Raw genomic sequence first — 23431 nt, forward strand, 5'->3', positions numbered from 1 at the left:
CTTGTATGGGAATCGTTTCCATAGACCCAACGCTGCCTGACCGCCGAGTGGTCACGTGTGGGTGGCCCTGCGTCTGCCTGCCGCGCGTTTGGCCGGCGCGCCGGGCAGGGGAGACAGCAGGGCCTCAAGGTCGGCTGCGTCGAAACGTGGGCCTGTGCCGGCACTGCCCTCCAGGATCGCGTCGGCCAGGTCGGCCTTGCGCTGCTGCAGCTCGGCGATCCGTTCCTCGACGCTGCCGGCGGTGATCAGCTTGTAGACGAACACCGGCTGGTCCTGGCCGATGCGATGGGCACGGTCGGTGGCCTGGTTCTCGGCGGCCGGATTCCACCAGGGATCGAAGTGGATGACGGTGTCGGCAGCGGTCAGGTTCAGGCCCACGCCACCGGCCTTCAGGCTGATCAGGAACACGGGAACCTCGCCCTGCATGAAGCGCTGCACGGGCGTGACCCGGTCCTGGGTATCGCCGGTGAGCTGCACGTAGGGCAGGCTGAGTTCCCGCAGGGCCTGGCCGATCAACGCCAGCATGCCGGTGAACTGCGAGAACAGCAGGATGCGCCGCCCTTCCTCGACCATGGCAGGCAACATCTCGCGCAGCAAGTCCAGCTTGGCCGAACCGGCAGCGCGCGCGGGTGTCTCGCCTGGCAGCAGGCGCGGATCGCAGCAGACCTGGCGCAGCTTCAGCAACGCGTCCAGTACCACGATGTGATTGCGCGCCAGCCCGCTGCCGTTGATCGCATCGCGGACCTGCTTTTCCATCGCCGCACGCACGGCTTCGTACAGATCGCGCTGGGCGCCTTCCATTGCCACGGTGCGGGTGATGACCGTCTTCGGTGGAAGCTCGGAAGCGACCTGGTCCTTGCGCCGGCGCAGGATGAAAGGTCGCAGCCGCTGGGCCAGCAGCTGAGCACGCCGCTGGTCGCTGCCGCGTTCGATGGGATGGCGCCAGTGCTGGTTGAACTGTTTTTCGCTGCCGAGCAGGCCGGGCAGCAGGAAGTCGAACTGCGTCCACAGCTCGCCCAGATGGTTCTCCAGCGGGGTGCCGGTCAGGCACAGGCGATGACGCGCCTGCAGTGTGCGCAGCGTGGCCGCCGCGCGCGATCTGGGATTCTTCACCTGCTGTGCCTCGTCCAGGATCAGCAGGTGATAGGAATGGGCCTGCAGCGCCGGTTCGTCGCGCCACAGCAGGGGATAGGTGGTGAGTATCAGATCATGGGCGGCAATGGCGTCGAACTGCGTGTCACGTGCGGGGCCGTGCAGGGTCAGTACACGCAGATCCGGGGTGAAGCGCGCCGCTTCGCTCTGCCAGTTGTGCAGCAACGAGGTTGGCACGACCACCAGCGCCGGCTTGTCCAGGCGGCCACTCTGCTTTTCAAGCAGCAGATGGGCCAGGGTCTGCAGTGTCTTGCCCAGGCCCATGTCATCGGCCAGCACGCCGCCCAGGCCCTGCTGGCGCAGGTACTGCAGCCAGGACAGGCCTTCAAGCTGGTAGCTGCTCAGCGTCGCGCGCAAACCCTGGGGCGCTGGGACAGCGCTCATCGCCGGGGCGTCCAGCAGGCGCTGCACGCGTGCACGGGTATCGTTGCTGCTGTGCAGCCGTAACTGCGCAGCGTCCTGCAGGGCCTGCAGGCGGCCGCGATCATGCGCCTGCAGGCGCAGCGGTTGCCCACGGTCGCCGAACAGATCCGCAAGCAGCGCGATCACCGGCTTCAGCCGCGCTGCCCGCAGGGCAAGACGTTCATTGTCTGCCGTCGTCAGCAATACGTTCTCGTCATCGCCAATGGCATCCAGCTGGCCGCGCAGCCAGCGCGGATCGGACTGCAGTACACCCTGCAGCAGCGGAACCAGCGCAATGCTGCGGCCATCGACGTCGATGGTCAGGGCCAGGTCGAGCTCGTTGCTGTCGGCGGACACCGACCGGACATCCAGGTCGATGTCCTCCACCCGGGTGATGCGGTGGCGGAAGGCGTCGTCAGTCTCGATCTTCCAGCCCAGTGCTTCCAGCCGCAGCACGTCTTCCAGCAGGAAGCGGGTCCAGTCGAAACTGCGCAGCTCGAACAACGGCCCGCCGCCGTCCAGCACGATGCGCGGTTGCCGCTCGCGGTGCAGGTGGACGCTGTGCAGTTCAGCCTCGCGCCGTGCCTCCCCGGCCAGGTCACGCGGCAGCAGGTAGAGCTGGCCCTCGGCGTCGTGCACGAACAGCGAGGGGTCTTCGAGAAATCGCACGTGTTCGTCGTACTCGAACGCGACGGTGGCGACGTCGAGCCACTGCGAGGGGTCACGTTCGGTGAGCCAGGCAGGCCGGTATTCCATGCTGTGCAGATGCAGGATCGGCGTCATCGCCTGGATCTGCAGGGTAGGCAGTATCGGATCGGCGGCCGCACGCAGCGAACCCGGTTCACCCTCCAGTGAGTTCCGCAGTGCGGCCAGCAATACCGCGGCGACATGCTCGCAGTGTGTGCCAGCCGGGCAGGTGCAGCGACTCTGCAGGGGGCTGTGCGGGGTGCGGGCGCTGGCATCCAGGTCGATCGCCACCTGCCAGCCCTCGACCTGGGCGGTCAGCAGCGGTGACCGGTAGCGCAGCTCGCGCACTGCCGACACGTGGTGGTTGCCCTTTTCCAGCGTCCCGGCATCCAGCCAGCGGGACAGTTCCCCTCCGGTGAATACTTCGGCCATGCGTCGTCCTGTCCTCTCCATCTACAGCACGCGTTGCCAAGGGCACCGCAAGCGGGAAAGGGAACATTCTACGGATTGGCAGCCCGGCATGCCGGTTCATGCTGCGGCGCATCCCAGCCGGTAACGAGTGTGCCGCTAGAATGGCGGCATTCTCACCGGGTAGGGCAGTAGAGATGCAGCAATCAACTTCCAGCGGCACGCGCAGCAAGCGTTTCGCCTCTGCGGCGCAGGCCCTGCAGGGCGTGGTCGCCGATGGCCAGATCCTGGCCGTGGGGGGCTTTGGCCTGTGCGGCATTCCCGAGGCACTGATCGCCGCGTTGCGCGACAGTGGCGCCAAGGGCCTGACCGTGATCTCCAACAACGCCGGCGTCGATGGCTTTGGCCTGGGCCAGCTGCTGGAAACCCGGCAGATCAGCAAGATGATTTCGTCGTACGTGGGCGAGAACAAGGAATTCGAACGGCAGTTCCTGGCCGGCGAGCTGGAGCTGGAATTCAATCCGCAGGGCACCCTGGCCGAGCGCCTGCGTGCCGGCGGGGCGGGTATCCCGGCGTTCTTCACCGCCACCGGTTACGGCACCGTGGTCGCCGAGGGCAAGGAAACCCGCGAGTTCGATGGCAAGCACTATGTGATGGAAACCGCGCTGCGCGCCGACGTTGCCCTGGTCAAGGCCTGGAAGGCCGACGAGGCCGGCAACCTGGTGTTCCGCAAGACCGCGCGCAACTTCAACCCGGCCTGTGCGATGGCCGGCAAGGTCTGCATCGTGGAAGTGGAGGAGGTGGTGCCGGTCGGCAGCATCGATCCGGACCAGGTGCACCTGCCGGGCATCTATGTGCACCGCATCGTGCACAACCCCACCCCTGAAAAACGTATCGAACAGCGCACCATCCGTGCGGAGGGCAACTGACATGGCATGGACCCGCGATGAGATGGCCGCGCGCGCTGCGCGTGAACTGACCGATGGCGCCTACGTGAACCTGGGCATCGGCCTGCCGACGCTGGTCGCCAACCACATTCCCGAAGGCGTGGACGTGTGGCTGCAGTCGGAAAACGGCCTGCTGGGCATCGGTCCGTTCCCCACCGAGGCCGAGGTGGACGCCGACCTGATCAATGCCGGCAAGCAGACCGTCACCGCACGTGCGGGCGCCAGCTACTTCGGCAGCCATGACAGCTTTGCGATGATCCGCGGTGGCCACGTCAACCTGGCCATCCTCGGTGCGATGCAGGTGACCGACAAGGGCGACCTGGCCAACTGGATGGTGCCCGGCAAGATGGTCAAGGGCATGGGCGGTGCGATGGACCTGGTGGCCGGCGTGCAGCGCGTGGTGGTGCTGATGGAGCACACCGCCAGGAACGGCGAACACAAGATCCTGGCCGAATGCACGCTGCCGCTGACCGGTGTGGGCGTGGTCGACCGCATCATCACCGACCTGGCGGTATTCGATGTGACCGATGACGGCCTGGTGCTGGTGGAGACTGCAGCGGGTGTGGGCGAGGATGAATTGAAGGAAAAGACCGGCGTCGCGTTCGTGCGCGCCTGAGTCGTATCGTTCTCAGCGCCTACGGGCGAAGGGGTATTCCGTAGGCGCTGGAACGACCGCTGCCCCTGCCACCTGGGAGGTGTCACCGATTCGATATCCGGCCGCGATGACCACCGAGCCTGTGGCGCGCTCAATGGCATGTGCCAACGTGCCATCGATCTGGCCGGCCTCGGGTTCGAAGGCGCTCGGCAGCAGGTGCGCGTCCAGCAGCGGGCGCAGCGCTTCCAGCCGGGCCCAGAACATGCTGCCGGAGGCGAACTGCGCGTCTGCCTTCAGACTGTCCAGCCCCAACTGCGCCCATAGGCGCTCCATTCTTGCTCTGTTGCCGCCCAGGTAGTCCGCCACCGGCAGCAGGTGGCCCGCAGGTGCCAGCAGTCCGATATCCGGATGGCCCTGCAGGTGGGCGAGATTCGCTGCAGCGCGTGAGGGACCAAGGAGGGCTTCCACCATGTCACGACGCCATTGGTCGCCGTTGTCACGGTGGGTCGAGCGTTTGGTGTGGAGTTTCAGTACCAGCGATTCGTTCTCCTGCAGCAGGCGATCTGCCGCATGCAGGAACGGCAGGATGTCGCGACCTTGGTTGTCATGGCACCACACCTCCGCCTCCACCCCGTTGGCCAGGGCGATTGCCTGGACCTCCTGGTTCCGTTCGTGGCTGGTGGTGATGACAACACGTGCCTGCAACCGGCTGTCGAGCACCGCCTGCAGCAATTCCTGCAGCGTCTCCACATACCAGGCATGGATGACGATGCAGGGGCGTGCAGGTGGCGCGACCGGCGGCTGCAGGGCGCGACGGGTGGCATGTAGCCAGGCATGTCCCAGTCGAGCATCGGGTTCCAGTACTGCGCTCTCGGCCCATTCGTTCCATGCGTTCACGAAGACCAGGCGCTGTGCGAGCGGCGTCTCGCGCAATCGTTCATGCACGGTGTCCCGCAGCCAGTCACCGTAGCCACGCGGCGAGGCATGCAGCAGTACGCGCCCTCGGCCTGGGCGCCGGGCTTCATTGTCCCAGCCCGGATTGACGCCCGGATACAACGGATACGCCGGCAGCGGCGCGCGACGCATCTGCGCGGCCAGTTCGCGCCAGTCGCGCACATCGCCTTCGTAACCGGGATTGAGCAGGAACTGCGTCGTGTTCAATTGTCGTGGTGCCGCGATGTTCGGCGGAAACTCGACCGCGGCGTCAAAGCCGATGTCGCGTGGGTCAGGCCGTTCGAAGCTCTGCACATAGGCCAGGTGGATCTCGCCGATGCCGTTGTCTCGGCACCACCTGCGCCAGCGCGTCGCAGTGGCCTTCGGGTCCGGCAGCAACTGCGGGCGATACAGCAGCAGGACAGGTCGCCCATCGACCTTCAATGCACGGGCATCGCGAAGGTAATCGGCAACATGGGCGATGAAGGCGAGGTCGTCTTCTTCGCTGTGCTGTTGGCCCATCAGCACGTCCTGGTTGCGCCCATCCCAGCGCCGGGTCCAGTTCTCGTTGGCCCAGCAGAGGCAGAATGGAAGGCTGATCGTGCTGTCAGCCAACCACTGACGCAATGGCTGCTCCATCAGTGTGCGGCCACTGAACCAGTAGAAATAGAAGCAGAACGCACCAATGCCATGGTCGGCGGCCAAGCGTGCCTGCGATCGCATGACGTCAGGCACGCGCAGGTCGTAGAAACCCAGATCGCCAGGCAGGCGAGGCTGGACGTGGCCTTCGAACTGGGGCAACGCACGACAGACGTTGCGCCATTCGGTGAAGCCCTTGCCCCACCAGGTATCGTTCTCGGTGAACGGATGGAACTGCGGCAGGTAGAAGGCGACCAGGGTTGCCGGCAACGTTGCGGGCAAAGGGGCATCCTGGGCTGGTACGTAGCCGATCGCGCGTTCATCGGCACGCTGCAGTGCGCGAGCGCCGTCGGTGGGTGCGCCAGTACGGCCACGCGGTGGCGCCGGACTCCAGCTGCCGATACTGTCTAGCCCTTTGTTGCGCAGGCGGTCACGCAGCGAAGCAGGCAACGGTACCGCGCGGAACAGGGCGCGCAGGACCGAAAAAGTCAGTTGCCGGGCACCGGATGCGGCATTGCTCATGGAAGAGACCTGGGACAGTGGGCGCAGAGCATCATTCGGGACCAGCAACGGGATGAGGGCCATTTTCCGGTAATCGGCGCTGCAACGGCAAATCGATCGGATGCTACCGTGTCGCCATGCTGTTTTCCCCCGACCTGCCCGATGCGGACGTGCGCCACCTGCCGGGCTGGTTGCCGGCGGCTGCGGCTGATGCCCTGCAGCAAGCGCTGCAAGCCGAAATCCCTTGGGAAACCCACCGCATCCGCATGTTCGGCAACTGGGTGGATTCACCGCGGTTGAGCTGCTGGATCGGTGATCCGCAGGCGCGTTACCGCTATTCAGGCGCCGAGTTCATCCCGCATCCGTGGCCACCGCTGCTGCAGGGACTGCGCATCCGCCTGCAAGAACAGAGCGTCGGTCGATTCAACAGCGTACTGCTCAACCGCTATCGCGGCGGCACCGACTACATGGGCTGGCACAGCGATGACGAGCCCGAGCTGGGGCCGGCGCCGCTGATCGCTTCGTTGAGCCTCGGCGCAGCGCGGCGGTTCCTGCTGCGCCGCCGTGATGACACCACGCGCAAGGCGGAATTCCTGCTCGGCCATGGCGACCTGCTGCTGATGGGCGGCGCCACCCAGCGCCACTACCAGCACGCGCTGCCGAAGATGGCGCGGGTGCAGGGCGAACGCATCAACCTGACGTTCCGGTGGATCCATCCGCGTTGACCGGGGTTCGCCGGGCATGGCCCGGCGCTACCAGGAACCGGTGGCGGTAGCGCCGGGCCATGCCCGGCGTGTGCAACGGGCAACCTCAGCGCTTCAGCGCCTGCTTGTCATTCTGCCCGCTGGTCAGCGTCCAGCCCACCACGTCCTGCGCCACCTGCTGCAGGCCACGCTCGAAGGCGGCGGCTACTGCAGACACCTCGGTGCTGCCCACCGCTTGAAGCTGGCGGAAGGTGCGGTCGGCGACCACGCGCTGGTTGGTGACGTCGATCAGCTTGGCGTTGATCTCGATGACGACCGTCGGCGTTGCCTGGCCCTGGTAATCCGATTCGAATCGACGGATGTCGGTGGACAGCTTGTAGTCGGCGCGGATGCCGGCGGCAACGCGGGCCACGCCGTGGATGCGGCCGGAATCCTCGAAGCCACGCAGCAGGGTGTCTTCGATCATGTCGGTGGCCGGCTGCGCCCAGCTGGCGCCCTTGTAGATCTCCAGCTCCGACGGCGTCGGCCGTACGTTGATGCGCGGGCTGTCGACCATGCGCGCGGCGCTGGGCTTGGCCAGCACCAGCTGCCAGTCGGCCTGCGGCCAGCTGGGGTCGACCTTGACCTGCACGGCCGGCGAATACAGGGTCACGGGGTTCTTGTCGCCGCTGCCGAGGATCGAGCAGCCACCCAGCAGGGTGGCCAGCGACGCTGCCAGCAACAGGCGCGGAAGGGTGGTCGGGCTCATTTGGGTTCGAACTCCTTCGGGGCGTCGCGGCCGAGCAGGTAGCGTGCGGGATTGTTCTCGAGGCGGTCGCTGACCCGGCGCAGGTCGCGGATCAGGCCACGCAGTTCACCCAGGGTCGGGCCGAGCTGGCCCAGGCCGTCATTGGCGAAGCTGTTGATGGCGGCGCGGTTCTCGCCAAGGATCGAATCGGCATTGCCGGCCGCCGAATCAAGCTTGGCCAAGGTGGCGTCGAGCTTGTCGATGATGCCCGGCAGCTGCTGCACCAGGTTCTTGTCCAGGCGCTCGATGGTGCCGTTGGTGGTCTTCAGGGTGGCGTCCAGGCTGCGCGCGGCATCGCGCGCGCTGAGCAGCAGCGACTGCGTGCCCTGGTCACGGTCGGCCAGGCCGCCACTGATGGTTTCCAGGTTGGCCAGGGTGGCGTTGATCGAGGCGACGTTGCGGTCGCTGAGGATCTGGTCCATGCGCTCGACGATGCGGTTGGCCACGTCGGTGATGTTCTGCAGCGCCGACGGCGTGGTCGGGATGATCGGTGCCGGGTCCTTGTTGACCGTGGTCAGCGCCGGCGACTGCGGCGTGCCGCCGCTGAGCTGGATGATCGACGGGCCGGTCAGGCTGGTGATCGCCAGCTTGGCGCGGGTATCGGTCTTGACCGGCGTGGTCGAGTTCAGGCGGATGCGCGCGACCACCTGGCGCGGGTCATCCGGTACCAGGTTCAGTTCGGTGATCGAGCCCACCGCGATGCCGTTGTACTGCACCGGGCTGCCGACCGACAGGCCGGTCACCGCTTCGCGGAACACCACCCGGTATTCCTGCCAGGTGCGGTCGGAGGAGTACTTGGCGGCCCACAGGCCGAAGGCCAGCAGGGCCAGGCCGGTGATCAGGGTGAACGCGCCGATCAGCACGTAGTTGGCTTTTGTTTCCATGGCTCAGGCACTCTCGATCTGTTCGCCACGCGCAGCGCGCGCGCGGGGTCCGTGGAAGTATTCCTGGATCCACGGATGATCCAGTCTCTCGATTTCCGGCAGCGGCGCATTGGCCACCACCTTGCGGTCGGCGATGACCGCCACCCGGTCGCAGATCGCATACAGCGTGTCCAGGTCGTGGGTGATCAGGAACACGGTCAGGCCCAGCGCTTCCTGCAGGGTCTTGATCAGGCGGTCGAACGCCGCCGCACCGATCGGGTCCAGGCCGGCGGTGGGCTCATCCAGGAACAGCAGGGGGGGATCCAGCGCCAGCGCACGTGCCAGGCCGGCGCGCTTGCGCATGCCGCCGGACAGCTGCGAGGGCAGCTTGTTGATGGCATCGGCGGGCAGGCCGGCCAGTTTCACCTTCAGCAGTGCCAGTTCGTAATGCCAGCGCTCGGGCAGTTCGCGGTGGTGTTCCTTCAGTGGCACCTGCACGTTCTCGCCGACGGTCAGCGACGAGAACAGGGCGCCGTCCTGGAACAGCACGCCGGTGTTGCGCTCGATGTGCAGGCGGCTCTCGGGATCGTCGGCGCGCGCATCGCGGCCGAGCACCTCGATCTGCCCTTCATCCGGCACGCGCAGCCCGAGGATCGAGCGCATCAGCACCGATTTGCCGGTACCCGAGCCGCCCACCACGCCAAGGATCTCGCCACGGCGCACATCCAGGTCCAGCCCTTCATGCACGGTCTGGCTGCCAAAGCGGTTGACCAGCCCGCGCACGCGTATGGCCAGGTCGTGGCCGTCGTCGTCCTGCATGGGCACGTCTTCGTGGGTCGGATGCGTAGTCATGTCACCAGTCCATGTGCATGAACCACAACGCCGCGAAGGCGTCGATGATGATCACCAGCGAGATCGTCTGCACCACGCTGGAGGTGGTGCGTTCGCCGACCGACTGCGCGGTGCCTTCCACCTTCAGGCCTTCCAGGCAGCCGATCAGGCCGATCACCAGCGCGAACACCGGCGCCTTGGACAGGCCTACCAGCATGTGCCGCACTTCCATCGTTTCGTGCATGCGCGCGATGTACATCTGCGGCGGGATGTCCAGGTCGAACGCGCCGACGGTGATGCCGCCGGCCAGGCCTGCGACCATCGCGATGAAGGTCAGCAGCGGCAGGGTCAACAGCAGCGCGACCAGGCGCGGCAGTACCAGCAGATCGATGGGATCGAGCCCCAGGGTGCGCATCGCATCGATTTCCTCCCGTGCCTTCATCGCACCGATCTGCGCGGTGAAGGCACTGGCGGTGCGGCCAGCGAGCACGATCGCGGTCAGCAGCACGGCGAATTCGCGCAGGAAGGCGATGTTCACCAGCTCGACCACATAGATCTCCGCACCGAAGTCGCGCAGGATGGTCGAGCCGAGGAAGGCAATCACCGCGCCGACCAGATAGGACAGCAGCGCCACCAGCGGCACCGCATCCAACCCGACCTGTTCCATCTGGTGCACGGTCGCGGTCAGGCGGAAACGTCGAGGTTCCTTGACCAGGCGCGCACCCTTGACCAGGTTCTCGCCGAGGAAGCTGCACAGCGCCTTGATGTTGTGGCCGGTGGCATGGACGCTGACACCCAGCCGCTCCAGTGCCGCCAGTACGCCGAAGTCACGCTTCGGCTTCGGGCGGTCGTCGGCTACTTCCTCAATGGTGCACACCAGCGCCTGGTGGTCCGGGCGGAACTGCAACGCGTCTTCGCTGAGGTCAGCGCGATGGGCGACGCGCAGTACCTGCAGCACGCCGGCCGAGTCGAGCAGCTCGATGCCGGTAGCGTCGATGCCGGTCAGCTTGTCCGGAACGCCACGCAGCACTTCGGCCGCGGCCAGCGCGGTCTTCAGGGTCCAGTGGCCGGACAGCCGGATCAATCCCGGATCCTGAGCGTCCTGTTCGAGCTGGGGGGCGTGGGTCGGGGTCATGGGGGCCATTCGGGTCGCAGCATAACCGTTCTGAATTGCACGTCGCGTCGAACCAGGATGAATTTCTCCAGCAGAGCCTGACGTAGGTAATACTACGGCGCATGTCCGCAGACGCTCACACGATCCCCACGCCCCAGGCCACCTACGCGCAGCGCGTGGCCTTCGTTTCCGAGATCGCCGGCCGCCTGCACAGCTACGGCACAACGGCCCAGCGCCTGGAAGCGGCGGTGGTTGCCTTGGCCCGGCAGCTCGATCTGGATTGTGAACCGTGGTCGAACCCCACCGGCATCATCCTCAGTTTCAGCGATCCGGCGCAGGCCATCGGCTCCAGCGACATCACCCGGGTGATCCGCTTGGCGCCCGGCGAGAACGACCTGCACAAGCTCAGCGTGGCTGACGGGATCGCCGAAGAAGTGGCCAATGGCCGCATGAGCATTGCCCAGGGCCACACCGCGCTGCGCCAGCTGGACAAGGATCCGGGCCGGCGCGGCAAGCTGCGCACCATCCTGTCCTTCACCCTCGGTGCGGCCGGCGTGGCGGGCATGTGGAAGCTGCCGTGGCTGGACATCGCCACCGCCGGCGTCATCGGCCTGTTGATCGGCCTGCTCGGCATGGTCACCGACAAGCGCCCGGCCAGCCGGGAAGCGGCCGAAGCGCTGGCGGCGCTGCTGGCCGGCCTGGTCGCCACCGTGGTTGCCACGTTCGTGGGTGCCCTGAATCTCAACACGGTGATCATCGCCTCGCTGGTGGTGCTGCTGCCGGGCATGTCACTGACCAATGCGGTCAATGAACTGGCCAGCCAGCACTGGGTGTCCGGCACCGCGCGCTTTGCCGGCGCGTTGACCACGATCATGAAGCTCAGTGTCGGCGCGATGATCGCGGTGACCCTGGCCGATGTGCTGGGGCTGGACCCGATGATCCGTGCCTCGCGGCCACAGGGGCCGTGGGTGGAGTGGGGCTCGCTGCTGACGGCGGCGTTCGCCTTTGCGATGTTGTTCAAGGCCAACCGCCGCGACTATCCGTGGGTGATCGCCGCCTCGGTGGCCGGTTACGCGATCTCCAAATTTGGTGGTCATGCCTGGGGGACGCCCGCCGGCATCTTCCTGTCGGCGATGCTGCTGACCGCCGGCGGCAACCTGTTCGGGCGCGTGGTCGGCCGCCCCGGTGCGATCATCCGCCTGCCGGGCATCATCATGATGGTGCCCGGCAGCACCAGCCTGCGCGGCGTGCTGACCCTGGTCCAGCAACAGGACGTGGGCGCCGGCCAGAGCGTGTTCCTGACCGTGTTGAACGTGGTGATGGCGCTGGTCGCCGGCCTGCTGTTCGGCAACCTGCTGATGCCGGCGCGCAAGACGCTGTGACCAGGCAGTAGCGCCGGGCCATGCCCGGCGGATCGGGAAACCAACCGCTGCGCTCGCCGGGCATGGCCCGGCGCTACCCCAAAAAAAACGCCGGCTTTCGCCGGCGTTTTTCATTCCTGCTGCAGCTGGCCTCAGGCCTTCTTGATCAGGAAATCTTCCGGCTTCTTGCTGCCCTTGGCGGTCAGCTCGGCCATCCAGCGCGGCTGCTTGCCACGACCGGTCCAGGTTTCCTTCGGGTTGGCCGGGTTGCGGTACTTCGGCGCAACCTTGCCCAGCTTGCGGCCGGCAGCCTTGGACGGGGCCTTGGTGGTCTTGGCGACCTTGCGCGCGCGCGGTGCGGGTTCACCACCGAACAGTTCCTCGATGGTGTAACCCTCGGTCTTGGCCAGCTTGCTCAGCTGGGCACGAACCTTGGTGATCGGGCGACGCTTGGCGACGATGGTCTGCTGCTTCTTGGCTGTGCGGATCAATGCGCCCAGCTCACGTGCAGACAGGCCGGTCAGGTCGATGCTCATCAACGATTACTCCAGAAACTAATTTAGGGACAGGGACGAGCCGGTCCGTGGCGTCGCAGGACAGAGTAATGAGGAATTAATCCCAGCACAAACAGTTGCGGTCACCGTCTGTCGGCTGGCTGGCCCGGTTGCGACCATTTTGACCGGATTATGTCCGTTGCGGTTTTCCCGGGTCGGCCAGCCGCTAAAAAAAGACCGGGGTATACCCCGGTCTTTTCCGATCAGCCCTGCAGGCGCTGCAGCAGGGTGGCCTTGTCCAGGCTCTCCGCTTCGGCCGCCCGACGCGAGCGGTACTCGAAGGTGCCTGCGGCCAGGCCGCGCTCGCTGACCACCACGCGGTGCGGGATGCCGATCAGTTCCATGTCGGCAAACATCGCGCCCGGGCGCAGGCCGCGGTCGTCCAGTGCGGCATCCAGGCCGGCATCGCGCAGCTCCTGCAGCAGAGCTGCAGCTGCATCGGCCACGCCTGCGTCGCCCTTCGGATTGATCACGCAGACCACAACCTGCCACGGCGCCATCGCGTCGGGCCAGATGATGCCGGCGTCATCGTGGTTCTGCTCGATGGCTGCGGCGACCACACGCGAAATACCGATGCCGTAGCAGCCCATCGTCATTACCGCGGCCTTGCCATTCTCGTCCAGCACGGTGGCATCGAGCGCCTTCGCATAGGTGCGGCCCAGCTGGAACACGTGGCCGACTTCGATGCCGCGGGCGATTTTCAGTTCGCCGCCGTCCAGCGCACGATCACCGGCGCGCACGTTGCGGATATCGGCCACTTCCGGTTCGGCCAGGTCGCGGCCCCAGTTGACGCCGGCCAGATGGAAACCGGCCTCATTGGCACCGACGACGAAGTCGGACATCGCCGCCACTTCGCGATCGGCGACCACGCGGATCGGCTTGGCCGGGGCGACCGGACCAAGGAAGCCCGGCACGCTGCCGAGGTATTCGGCGATCTCTGCTTCGCTGGCAAAACGCTGCTCGTCCAGGCCAGCAACCTTGCCCAGCTTGATTTCGTTGACCTCGTGGTCGCCACGCACCAGCGCCAGCACGAACTGCTGTGCCTCGCCTTCGCCGGCGATCAGCGCCACCGACTTCACCGTACGCTGCAGATCGATGCCCAGCAGCGCGGCGACGTCTTCGCAGGTCTTCTGGGTCGGGGTCTCGACCTTGCGCAGCGCTTCGCTGGCCGCAGCACGCGCGGCCGGATCGGCGGCGATGGCCGCTTCCATGTTGGCCGCGTAGTCCGAACCGGTGGAGAACACCAGCGCGTCCTCACCGGAGTCGGCGATCACGTGGAATTCCTGCGAGGCGTCACCGCCGATTGCGCCGGAATCGGCCTGCACCATGCGGAAGTCCAGGCCCAGGCGGGTGAAGATGCGGCTGTAGGCCACCTTCATGTTTTCGTACTCACGCACGAGGTCTTCGTCGTGCAGGTGGAACGAGTAGGCGTCCTTCATCAGGAACTCGCGCGCACGCATCACACCGAAGCGCGGACGGATCTCGTCGCGGAACTTGGTCTGGATCTGGTAGAAGTTCACCGGCAGCTGCTTGTAGCTGGACAGTTCGCTGCGCGCGAAATCGCAGGCCGCTTCCTCGGCGGTGGGGCTGTAGCAGAAGGTCTGTTCCTTGCGGTCCTTGATCTTCAGCAGCTGCGGGCCGAATTTCTGCCAGCGGCCGGTCTGCTCCCACAGTTCCTTCGGCTGGATGGTAGGGATCTGGAATTCCACGGCACCGGCGCGGTCCATTTCCTCGCGGACGATGCGTTCGACCTTGCGCAGCACGCGCAGGCCCAGCGGCGACCAGGTGTACAGGCCGGATGCGAGCTTGCGGATCATGCCCGCGCGCAGCATCAGCCGGTGGCTGGTCAGCTCGGCGTCGCTGGGGGTTTCCTTGGTGGTGTGCAGGTGGAACTGGGAGAGGCGCATCGTCGGCTTCGGATTACGGCAGAGATACCTATTCTGCCAGCCCGGCCGGGGGAGGGGTATCGGCCGGGCTGCGCCCGGCACCCGCAGAGGCAACGGCTGGAGCAGCGGCAACAGCAACAGCAACAGCGGGGTTGCTGTGGGATGGCGGGGTGGGTCCGGTTGCGGGGGACGCCGTGAACCCATCCTTGGGGGCTTGGCCGCGGCATCCATGCCGCGGACACCCCCGCAACCGGACCCACCCCGCCTTCGACAGATTTCCGCGATCCATCTGGATGGCGTGGCTTGCTATTGGTAGGTGTCGACCTTGGTCGACACGTAGATCCACGCCATGCGTGGATGAATCTCCGTCGAAATCGAATATTTCGACAATTGAACGTAGAACATCTACGCATGGCGGGGATCTACTGGCCACCGGGAAACTGTCGAAGACGGGGCGGTGTCGGATTGCGGGGTGTCAGCCGCATGGATGCGGCTGCCAAGCCCCCACGGATGGGTTTACGGCGTCCCCGCAATCCGACACCGCCCCGTCAACCCACGGAATGCCCGCTTTTGACGTTGACGTTGACGTTGATTCGGCGGGTGCCGGGCGCCGCCCGGCCGATCCCCCCTCAACCCGCCGGGGGGCAGTACGCCTTGATCGTCGCCTCGGCCAAGCCTTTCTGGGTGCCGCGTTGTTCGGCGGTGAGCGCGGCATCGGCCTTGCCGTCGCCATCGGTGTCCTGCATCACCGGGCCGCCACCCTCAAGCAGCGCCAGGTTGGCCCGAGCGGTAGTGCACTCCTTGGGCACCGGCACTGCACTGGCCGCCTCCACTTCTTCCGCCATCGGCGTCCTGGCCTGGGCACGCGTCTCATACTTTGCCCCGGCTGGCGGCGTTTCCGAATACTGGGTCACGCCCTTGGCGTCCTTCCACTTGTAGACAGGGCCGGCCAGCGCAGTGGTACTGGCCAACAGCAGCAGGCAACCCAGGCAGGACAGGGCACGCATGGCAAACTCCGCAGAATGGGCGTAGAACGCCGATTGCAGCATTGGCGCCGAGCGCTGGCAAGTCGATTAAACTGGATTCCATGGACCCGATCACACCGCCGCCGCGCTCGCGCACGATTTACCTGCTGCCCAACCTGTTCACCACGGCTGGGCTGTTCTCTGGTTTCTACGCCATCATCGCTGCGGCCAACGGGGATTTCGTCAACGCCAGCATCGCCGTGTTCGTGGCGGCGGTGATGGATGGCCTCGATGGCCGTGTCGCGCGCCTGACCGGCACCAGCAGCGAGTTCGGCGTGCAGTACGACTCGCTGGCCGATCTGGTCAGCTTCGGCATGGCACCGGCCCTGGTGATGTATCACTGGTCCCTGTCGGAACTGAAATACGACGGTGAGCTGGTCGGTCGCCTGGGCTGGGCGGTGGCGTTCCTGTACGCCGCCTGCGCGGCGCTGCGCCTGGCGCGCTTCAATACCCAAGTGGCCGTTGTCGACAAGCGCTGGTTCGTTGGCCTGGCCAGCCCGGCTGCCGCCGGCCTGATGATGTCCTTCGTCTGGGCCTTCGCCGATGGCACGCTGGGCTGGAACGGCAACGAGCTGCGCTTCGTGGCGTTGGCGGTGACCCTGGTCGCCGCACTGTTGATGGTCAGCCGCATCCGCTTCTGGAGCTTCAAGGGCGGCGCGGCCAAGCAGGGCGCGCGCTCGGACCGTGTCCCGTTCCTGGTGCTGGCACTGGTGCCTATCGCCATCGCCATCGCGGTGATCGACCTGCCCCGCGTGCTGTTCGTCGTCGGCATCCTGTACGCCCTGTCAGGCCCGGTGATGTGGGGCGTGCAGCGCCTGCGCAAGAAGCCCGAGGCGGCGTGAGCCAGGACCTGCCCGTGTTGTGGTCCCCGGCCCAGCAGGCCTGGCTGCAGGCCATGGGCTACACCGTCTATCACGACGGCCAGTTGGCCGCCGAAATGGACGCGGCACTGCAGCTGAGCGTGGCTGAAGCCACGGCATCGGCGCCCGTGCCGGTCGAGGCGGCGCGCTCGGCTCCACCTTCGATGCAGCACGCACCCAGCCAGCGCGGCGCGGCGCCGGAGCCTCGGCTCGAGCGCGCGCCACCACGCACTGCCGTGCCGGTAGCGGCGCCGGATACCGTCCCGGCTGCGGCCCGTCCGCTGCCCACCGGCAACGCGCGCCAGCCGCTGGTGCGCCTGCCTGACCGCCTGCAGATCGCGCTGTTGCGGGCCTCGGGCTGCAATCCGAACGATCCGGCCACACAGACGCTGATGGACAGCTGGCCGCTGGAGCAACTGCGTCGCGACCCCGCAGCCAAGCGCGCGTTGTGGCCGCAACTGCGCGCGCTGCGCAAGGGCGGAACCGCATGAGTGCGGTCAGCCAGCCCGGGTCGGTGGCGCTGCGTGCGCTGCGCGAGAGCGATCTCAACGCGGTGATGGCCATCGAAGTGCGGGGCTATCCCTATCCCTGGACCCGCGGCATTTTCCTGGATTGCCTGCGTGCCGGTTACCCCGGCCTGGCCATGGAGCGCGATGGCCTGTTGATCGGCTATGGCGTGCTCAGCCTCGCTGCCGATGAAGCCCATGTGCTGAACATCTGCATCGATCCGCTGGTGCAGTCGCGTGGGCTCGGCCGACAGTTGCTGCGTGCGCTGGTCCGCCTGGCCGGTGATCGAGGCGCGCAGCGGGTGTTTCTGGAAGTGCGTCCGTCCAACACCCCTGCCCTGGCGCTGTATCACAGCGAAGGCTTCAACGAGATCGGCCGGCGCCCTCGCTACTACCCTGCTGCGCAGGGGCGCGAAGATGCGCTGGTGATGGCGATCGAGCTGGTGGACGGCGAGCTGGAGACAATGCCGCCGCTGTAATGGGCGTCGCGTGGCCGCTGCGCTCGCCGGGCATGGCCCGGCGCTACCGATGCGTTGTTTACGCCAGCCGCAGTGCCAGCACACCGCCGACGATCAGCGCGGCCGCCACCCAGCGTGCACGCGGTACCCGCTCGCGCAGCAGGAACACCGAGATCAGCAGCGCGAACAGGATCGACGATTCGCGCAGCGCCGATACCATTGCCACCGGCACCTGGGTCATCGCCCACAGCGCCATCGCATACGAGGCGGTGGTACCGATGCCGCCTGCCACGCCCAGCGGCCAGTGCCGGCGCGCATACGCCAGCAGCTTGCCGCGCTGCCGATGCAGCGCCCACAACGGCAACGGAATGCCCGACAGCAGGAACAGCCACAACGTGTAGCTCAGCGCATTGCCGGACAGTCGCGCGCCCTGCGCATCGACCAGGGTGTAGGTGGCGATCATCGCCGCCGTCAACAACGGCAGGCGCAGCTGGCCGCCACGTGCGCCGCGGGCCATGCACAGGATGCCGCCGCTCACCAGGAGGACACCGAGCCAGGCCGACGGCGGCAGGCGTTCGCCGAGCACGGCGCCGGCCAGCGCAACGAGGATGGGCGCGCAGCCGCGCATCATCGGATACGCCAGGCTCATGTCGACCTGTTGGTAGCAGCGTGCGACCAACGCGTAATACGTCACCTGCAGCAGCACCGAAGCGCCCAGCCACGGCCAGCTTTCCGCGGCGGGGAAGGGTAGCCACGGCAAGACGAGCGCAGACAACAGCGCAGCGCTGCCGGTGACCAGCACCGTGCCGAGGAACTTGTCCGGCCCGCGTTTGACGATCGCGTTCCAGCTGGCGTGCAGTGCGGCGGCGGCGAGGACCAGCAGGAAGATGGAAAGCGGCATCAAGCGATGATGCCAAAAGACAGGGGTGGGTGCCGACCTTGGTCGGCACCTCGTTTTGCATGGCAGGTGCCAACCTGGGTTGGCACATCACAGCGGTGCGGACCAAGGTCCGCACCCACCCGGGAGGCGTTACAGCTTCGCGCGCTGTTCGCGCAGGCCGGCCAGCTGGTTGTTCCAGTCGACCAGGCGCACGCGTTCCTGCTCGATCACCGCTGGCGGAACCTTGTCGGAGAACTTGGCCAGCTTGGTCTCGCTCTTCTCCTGTTCGCCTTCCACGCGCTTGATCTCCTTGTCCAGGCGCGCGCGCTCGGCATCGAGATCAACCAGGCCTTCCAGCGGCACCAGCAGCTTCAGCTCACCGACGATCGCGGCGGCGGCCGGCGGCGCACTCTGTGCGTCGGCCAGCCACTGGATGCTGTCCAGCTTCAGGAGGAACGACAGCGAAGCGCTGAAGCGCTCGATGCGCTCGCGGTCCTGGCTCTGCCCGGCATGTTCCTGGCCGGCCAGCAGGCGCAGCGGCACCAGCCTGGACGGGGCGACGTTCAGCTCGCTGCGCACGCGGCGCACCGCACTGATCACCGCCTTCAACCATTCCACGTCGGCCTCGGCCTGGGTGAAATCGCCCTCGAATTCGGCTGCGGTCGGGTACGGCCGCAGCGACAGCGTGGTTTCGGCCAGGCCCAGGCGCGGTGCCAGCTGCTGCCACAGCTGTTCGGTGATGAACGGCGTCAGCGGGTGCAGCAGGCGCAGCAGCGCTTCCAGCACGTACAACAGGGTGTGGCGGGTGCTGTCGGCGTCGGCGGCATCGGCGCCGTTCAATGCCGGCTTGCTCAGCTCCAGGAACCAGTCGCAGAACTCATTCCAGGCGAACTCGTACAGGCACTGCGCCAGCAGGTCGAAGCGATAGGCGGCGAAATGGCCCTGCGCCTCGGCGGTGGTGGCGGCCAGGCGAGAGAGGATCCAGCGCTCGGCATCGGTCCGCGGCGTCGGCGCACCGGTGAACGCTGCACCTTCGGTGTTCATCAGGGTGAAGCGGCTGGCATTCCACAGCTTGTTGCAGAAATTCTTGTAGCCCTCGGCGCGGTTCATGTCGAACTTGATGTCGCGGCCATGGGTGGCCAGCGCGGCGATGGTGAAACGCAGCGCATCGGCACCATGGGCGGCGATGCCGTCCGGGAACTCCTTGCGCGTGGCCTTCTCGATCTTCTCGACCATGCGCGGCTGCATCAGCCCGCCGGTGCGCTTGGCCACCAGGTCATCGATGGTGATGCCGTCGATGATGTCCAGCGGGTCGAGCACGTTGCCCTTGCTCTTGGACATCTTCTGGCCCTGGCCGTCGCGGATCAGGCCGGTGAAGTAGACGTCCTTGAACGGGATCTTCCCGGTCAGGTTGTCGGTGGCCATGATCATGCGCGCCACCCAGAAGAAGATGATGTCGAAGCCGGTGATCAGCACCGACGACGGCAGGTAGCGGTCGAAACCGCGCTCGGCCATCGCCTGCTCGTTCGGCCAGCCCAGGGTGGAGAACGGCCACAGCTGCGAGGAGAACCAGGTCTCCAGCACGTCGCTTTCCTGGCTCAGCACGACGTCGCTGCCGAGATTGTTTTTCGCCCGCACCTCGTCTTCGCTGCGGCCGACGTAGCAGCTGCCGGTGGCGGCATCGAACCATGCGGGAATGCGGTGGCCCCACCACAGCTGGCGGCTGATGCACCAATCCTGGATGTTGGTCATCCAGTGGCGGTAGGTGTTGATCCAGTTCGGCGGCACGAAGGAGATGCTGCCCGGCTTTCCATCGGTACCTTCGACCAGCTCCAGGCCACGCTTGGCCAGTTCGTCCATCTTCACGAACCACTGGTCGGTCAGGTACGGCTCGATCACCTGGCCGGTACGGTCGCCGCGCGGCACCTGCAGCTTGTGTGCCTTGGTCTCGACCAGGATGCCCAGGTCTTCCAGTTCAGCCAGCACGGCCTTGCGCGCGTCGTAACGGTCCAGCCCCTGGAAACGTTCCGGCGCGTTGTCGTTGATCGCGGCCACCGGCGTGAACAGGTTGATCATCGGCAGGCTGTGGCGCACGCCCACCTGGTAATCGTTGAAGTCATGCGCCGGGGTGACCTTGACCACGCCGGTACCGAACGCACGGTCCACGTAGTCATCAGCGATCACCGGCACGCGGCGGCCGGTCAGCGGCAGCACCACGCTCTTGCCGATCAGGTGCAGGTAACGCTCGTCTTCCGGATGCACCATCACCGCAGTGTCGCCCAGCAGGGTTTCCGGGCGGGTGGTGGCGACCACCAGGTAATCGCGGGTTTCGCGCAGGGTCTCGACGCCGTCGGCATCGCGCTCGACGTGCTCGTAGCTCAGGCCTTCATCCAGCTGGTAGGCGATCGACCACAGGAAGCCATCTTCCTCGGCGCTCTCCACTTCCAGGTCCGAGATCGCCGTCTTCAGCACCGGATCCCAGTTGACCAGGCGCTGGCCACGGTAGATCAGGCCCTGCTCGTGCCAGCGCACGAAGGCTTCGATCACCGCTTCGGACGGCTGCGGGTCCATGGTGAAGGTGCTGCGCGACCAGTCGGCCGAGGTGCCCAGGCGGCGCATCTGCCGCTCGATGATGTCACCGGACTGCTGCTTCCATTCCCACACCTTGCCGATGAAGCCCTCGCGGCCCAGCGAATCGCGGGTCTCGCCATTGCCTTCCAGCGCAAGGTTGCGGCTGACCACCATCTCGGTGGCGATGCCGGCGTGGTCGGTACCGACCTGCCACAGCGTGTCGTAGCCGCGCATGCGGTGGTAGCGCACCAGCGCATCCATCAGGGTCTGCTGGAAGGCATGGCCCATGTGCAGGGTGCCGGTCACGTTCGGCGGCGGCAGCAGGATGGTGTACGGCTCGCCCTTGCCGGACGGCTTGAAATGGCCGGCCTTCTCCCAGGCCTCGTAGAGGTCGGTCTCGAAGGACTTCGGGTCGTAGCTGGAGGCGAGTTGGGTCATGCGGGGGAACCAGTCATCAAGGCGGGAAGGGAGATCAGCGCGACCCGAGGGTGCGCCGGATCTTCTGGTCGGTGTGGTATTGGCTGACCGAATAGGCAGCCCAGATCGCGGCGGGCAGCCAGCCGATCAGGGTGATCTGCAGGATCAGGCAGACGATGCCGGCAAACGGCCGGCCGATGGTGAAAAAGGACAGCCAGGGAAGAATCAGGGCGATCAGCAGGCGCATCAAGGGGTCCTCGCAGGGCTTACATGTCGTGCTTGTTCAGGTCGTAGCCGGCGGTCTTGTACTGGCGCCAGCGCTCGCGCAGTGGTTCGCGCGCTTCCGGATCGGCCGGGACCACTTCCAGCACGCGCTCGCACTGGCCCAGCCAGGGTTCGTCGCGCAGGTTGATCACCAGCGGCCGCACGGGGGCCTCGCCGCCGGGCGGGGCGATCAGCACCAGGGCTTCTTCCTCGTCCACGTCCTCACCCACGATCTGGTGCGGAATGTAGGCATCGTCGTCGAATGACCAGAGAAGTTCGTCAAGTTCTTCGGCCTGGGCCTGGTCGCGGGCGAGGACCAGGGTGAACAACCCGGCGTCGTTGGCCTTGCGCGCCAGCTCGCAGACCAGGCGCAACGGCTCGGTCAGGAAACGGGGCTTGGCGATCAGGTAGAAGTCGGCGCGGGGCATGGCGGCATCCAGGTGAGGCAGGTGCCGGTCCATGCCGGGTGGCGGCTGGACCGGCGAGGCCCCGGCCGGCGGTTGCCGGCCAGGGTCAGGTACAGCGTCAGGCGCGGGCGACCTGGTCCAGCAACCACTGGCTCAGCAGGCCGACCGGACGGCCGGTGGCCATGCCACGCTTGCCTTCATCGCTGGCCACGCCGGCGATGTCCAGATGGGCCCAGCGCTGGCCTTCGGCGAAGCGCGACAGGAAGCAGCCGGCGGTGATGGCACCGGCCCAGCGGCCGCCGATGTTGTAGACGTCGGCGAAGCTGGAATCCAGCATCGGCTGGTACTCGTCCCACAGCGGCAGGCGCCAGGCGCGGTCGAAGACCTGCTCGCCAGCAGCCAGCAGCTCGTTGGCCAGGTCGTCGTGCTTGCTCATCAGGCCTGCGGTCTGGTGGCCGAGGGCGACCATGCAGGCACCGGTCAGGGTGGCCACATCGACCAGCGCCTGCGGCTCGAAGCGCTGCGCGTAGGTCAGTGCGTCGCACAGGATCAGGCGGCCTTCGGCGTCGGTGTTGCCCACTTCGATGGTCTTGCCCGACATCGAGGTGATGACGTCGGACGGACGGTAGGCATTGCCGTCGATGGCGTTTTCCACCGCCGGGACCACCACCACAAGATTCAACGGCAGCTTGGCCTTGACCGCGGCGACGAAGGTGCCGATGACGTTGGCGCCACCGCACATGTCGTACTTCATCTCTTCGATGCCGCCCTGGGTCTTCAGGTTGACGCCACCGGTATCGAAGGTGATGCCCTTGCCGACCAGCACGTAGGGCTTGGCGTCGCCGCCATTGCTCCACTTCAGCACGACCAGGCGCGGGCGGTTGGCCGAGCCACGGGCCACGGCCAGCAGCGAGCCCATGCCCAGCGCTTCCATCTGGGTCTCGTCGAGGATCTCGGCTTCGGCACCGTCATGCTCGCCGGCGAATTTCACGCCCACTTCAGCCAGATAGGCCGGGGTGCAGTAGTTCGGCGGCAGGTTGCCCAGCTCGCGGGCGAACTCGACACCGGCGGCGATGGCCTGGCCCTGGGCCAGGGCCTGCGCGTCATCACCGGCGATGGCCAGCTGGGCCAGGCCGGCATCGTCGGCCTTCTTCTTGCCCAGGGTGGCGGTGTAGCGGTAGGCCGCGTGGTCGGCGGCGATCACCGCCTGGCGGATCGCCCAGGCCGCGTCGCGGTCCTTCACTGCCACTTCGGACAGGGTGAACAGTACGCTGCGGGCAGCGCCGGCCTTCAGCGCGCGCACGGCATCGCCGACCGCCTTCAGGTACTGCGGCACGCCGAAGCGGGCGGCATCGCCGAGGCCGACCACCAGCACGCGCGGGGCGGTCACGCCCGGCAGGTCGTGCAGCAGGGTGGTGGCGCCGGTCTTGCCGGACAGGTCGCCGCGCTGGGCCAGGGCGGCCAGGCGGCCACCGCTTGCAGCATCCAGTGCCTGCGCGGACGCAGTCAGGGTATGGTCGGCATAGGCGCCGACGACGATGCAGTCAACGGCGGCCGAAGCCGCAGCGAGGTGGTTCAGGGTGAATTCGAGAGCCATTGAGCAGATTCCATTGGCAAGTCCGTACAATCGCGGACCGTTTACGCCCAGACGCTAGACTGGGCGGCACCGCGAACGAACC

Annotated in this window: 20 protein-coding genes and 1 pseudogene; 7 read left to right on the forward strand and 14 right to left on the reverse strand. The window is 66.7% G+C overall.

The genetic code is table 11. The features are described 5' to 3' along the window. Window positions 1-51: 51 nt before the first annotated feature. Entirely contained in the window at window positions 52-2673 is a 2622-nt protein-coding gene (locus M2299_RS15855; RefSeq protein WP_280884660.1) for a DEAD/DEAH box helicase, read from the reverse strand. A 173-nt stretch (window positions 2674-2846) separates the two neighbouring features. Here M2299_RS15855 and M2299_RS15860 point away from each other — a divergent pair, with 173 nt between their 5' ends. Next, the gene (locus M2299_RS15860; RefSeq protein ID WP_099782757.1) at window positions 2847-3578 is read left to right on the forward strand and encodes a CoA transferase subunit A; all 732 of its coding nucleotides are present in this window, start codon (window positions 2847-2849) and stop codon (window positions 3576-3578) included. A gap of 1 nt (window position 3579) precedes the next feature. Next, window positions 3580-4212 (forward strand): CoA transferase subunit B, encoded by a 633-nt coding sequence (locus M2299_RS15865; protein ID WP_280884661.1) that lies wholly within the window; start codon window positions 3580-3582, stop codon window positions 4210-4212. Window positions 4213-4224: 12 nt separating this feature from the next. On the opposite strand, the gene M2299_RS15870 is transcribed toward M2299_RS15865, so the two are convergent. Further along, window positions 4225-6285 (reverse strand): glycoside hydrolase family 99-like domain-containing protein, encoded by a 2061-nt coding sequence (locus tag M2299_RS15870; RefSeq protein ID WP_280884662.1) that lies wholly within the window; start codon window positions 6283-6285, stop codon window positions 4225-4227. Window positions 6286-6401: 116 nt separating this feature from the next. Here M2299_RS15870 and M2299_RS15875 point away from each other — a divergent pair, with 116 nt between their 5' ends. Further along, window positions 6402-6989, forward strand: a complete 588-nt coding sequence (locus M2299_RS15875) for an alpha-ketoglutarate-dependent dioxygenase AlkB (RefSeq protein ID WP_280884663.1) — start codon at window positions 6402-6404, stop codon at window positions 6987-6989. Window positions 6990-7074: 85 nt separating this feature from the next. On the opposite strand, the gene M2299_RS15880 is transcribed toward M2299_RS15875, so the two are convergent. The 4 genes from M2299_RS15880 to M2299_RS15895 are packed head-to-tail and all read right to left on the reverse strand — an operon-like array spanning window position 7075 to window position 10593. Further along, window positions 7075-7716: an ABC-type transport auxiliary lipoprotein family protein gene (locus M2299_RS15880; RefSeq protein WP_280884664.1), complete on the reverse strand. Its 642-nt coding sequence runs from the start codon at window positions 7714-7716 to the stop codon at window positions 7075-7077. Beyond that, window positions 7713-8639 carry an MlaD family protein gene (locus M2299_RS15885; protein ID WP_025878489.1) on the reverse strand — a complete coding sequence of 309 codons (927 nt, stop codon included), beginning with the start codon at window positions 8637-8639 and terminating at the stop codon, window positions 7713-7715. Before M2299_RS15885 ends, M2299_RS15880 begins: the two co-directional genes overlap by 4 nt. 3 nt (window positions 8640-8642) lie before the next feature. After that, entirely contained in the window at window positions 8643-9470 is an 828-nt protein-coding gene (locus tag M2299_RS15890) for an ABC transporter ATP-binding protein (protein WP_099841875.1), read from the reverse strand. A gap of 1 nt (window position 9471) precedes the next feature. Then, window positions 9472-10593 (reverse strand): ABC transporter permease, encoded by a 1122-nt coding sequence (locus M2299_RS15895; protein WP_177177018.1) that lies wholly within the window; start codon window positions 10591-10593, stop codon window positions 9472-9474. 92 nt (window positions 10594-10685) lie between these two features. Between M2299_RS15895 and M2299_RS15900 the strand changes: the two genes are divergently transcribed. Then, a complete protein-coding gene (locus M2299_RS15900; protein WP_025878492.1) occupies window positions 10686-11945 on the forward strand; it encodes a threonine/serine exporter family protein in 1260 nt (419 codons plus the stop codon). Window positions 11946-12082: 137 nt separating this feature from the next. Here the strand turns inward: M2299_RS15900 and M2299_RS15905 are convergent. From M2299_RS15905 to M2299_RS15915, 3 genes and pseudogenes are all read right to left on the reverse strand, one after another. Continuing rightward, a pseudogene (locus M2299_RS15905) lies at window positions 12083-12460 on the reverse strand (H-NS histone family protein); the annotation flags it as partial. Between the two features lie 221 nt (window positions 12461-12681). Further along, on the reverse strand, window positions 12682-14385 hold the full coding sequence (locus M2299_RS15910; RefSeq protein WP_025878494.1) for a proline--tRNA ligase: 1704 nt from the start codon (window positions 14383-14385) through the stop codon (window positions 12682-12684). 608 nt (window positions 14386-14993) lie between these two features. Then, window positions 14994-15371, reverse strand: coding sequence for a DUF4124 domain-containing protein (locus M2299_RS15915; RefSeq protein WP_099844202.1), 378 nt, complete (start codon window positions 15369-15371; stop codon window positions 14994-14996). An 80-nt stretch (window positions 15372-15451) separates the two neighbouring features. Here M2299_RS15915 and pssA point away from each other — a divergent pair, with 80 nt between their 5' ends. From pssA to rimI, 3 genes are read left to right on the forward strand one after another with little or no spacing between them, the layout of a single operon-like run. Next, complete coding sequence (gene pssA / locus M2299_RS15920; protein WP_025879365.1) at window positions 15452-16231, forward strand: CDP-diacylglycerol--serine O-phosphatidyltransferase; 780 nt, start codon at window positions 15452-15454, stop codon at window positions 16229-16231. Beyond that, window positions 16228-16740 carry a hypothetical protein gene (locus M2299_RS15925; protein WP_100435779.1) on the forward strand — a complete coding sequence of 171 codons (513 nt, stop codon included), beginning with the start codon at window positions 16228-16230 and terminating at the stop codon, window positions 16738-16740. The genes pssA and M2299_RS15925 overlap by 4 nt, the downstream gene beginning before the upstream one ends. Continuing rightward, window positions 16737-17234: a ribosomal protein S18-alanine N-acetyltransferase gene (gene rimI / locus M2299_RS15930; RefSeq protein ID WP_280884666.1), complete on the forward strand. Its 498-nt coding sequence runs from the start codon at window positions 16737-16739 to the stop codon at window positions 17232-17234. The genes M2299_RS15925 and rimI overlap by 4 nt, the downstream gene beginning before the upstream one ends. A gap of 58 nt (window positions 17235-17292) precedes the next feature. Here rimI and M2299_RS15935 read toward each other — a convergent pair whose 3' ends face one another. The 5 genes from M2299_RS15935 to M2299_RS15955 all read right to left on the reverse strand — a co-directional run bounded on the left by M2299_RS15935 (window position 17293) and on the right by M2299_RS15955 (window position 23349). Then, complete coding sequence (locus M2299_RS15935) at window positions 17293-18114, reverse strand: EamA family transporter (protein WP_099841877.1); 822 nt, start codon at window positions 18112-18114, stop codon at window positions 17293-17295. Window positions 18115-18243: 129 nt separating this feature from the next. Beyond that, the gene (locus M2299_RS15940; RefSeq protein ID WP_280884667.1) at window positions 18244-21102 is read right to left on the reverse strand and encodes a valine--tRNA ligase; all 2859 of its coding nucleotides are present in this window, start codon (window positions 21100-21102) and stop codon (window positions 18244-18246) included. Between the two features lie 34 nt (window positions 21103-21136). Beyond that, complete coding sequence (locus M2299_RS15945) at window positions 21137-21328, reverse strand: YqaE/Pmp3 family membrane protein (RefSeq protein ID WP_025879360.1); 192 nt, start codon at window positions 21326-21328, stop codon at window positions 21137-21139. Window positions 21329-21347: 19 nt separating this feature from the next. Then, window positions 21348-21773: a DNA polymerase III subunit chi gene (locus tag M2299_RS15950; RefSeq protein ID WP_025879359.1), complete on the reverse strand. Its 426-nt coding sequence runs from the start codon at window positions 21771-21773 to the stop codon at window positions 21348-21350. 97 nt (window positions 21774-21870) lie between these two features. Then, entirely contained in the window at window positions 21871-23349 is a 1479-nt protein-coding gene (locus M2299_RS15955) for a leucyl aminopeptidase (protein ID WP_280884668.1), read from the reverse strand. Between the last annotated feature and the right edge of the window lie 82 nt (window positions 23350-23431).

This window comes from Stenotrophomonas sp. 1278 (assembly GCF_029892765.1).
Taxonomy (GTDB): domain Bacteria; phylum Pseudomonadota; class Gammaproteobacteria; order Xanthomonadales; family Xanthomonadaceae; genus Stenotrophomonas; species Stenotrophomonas indicatrix.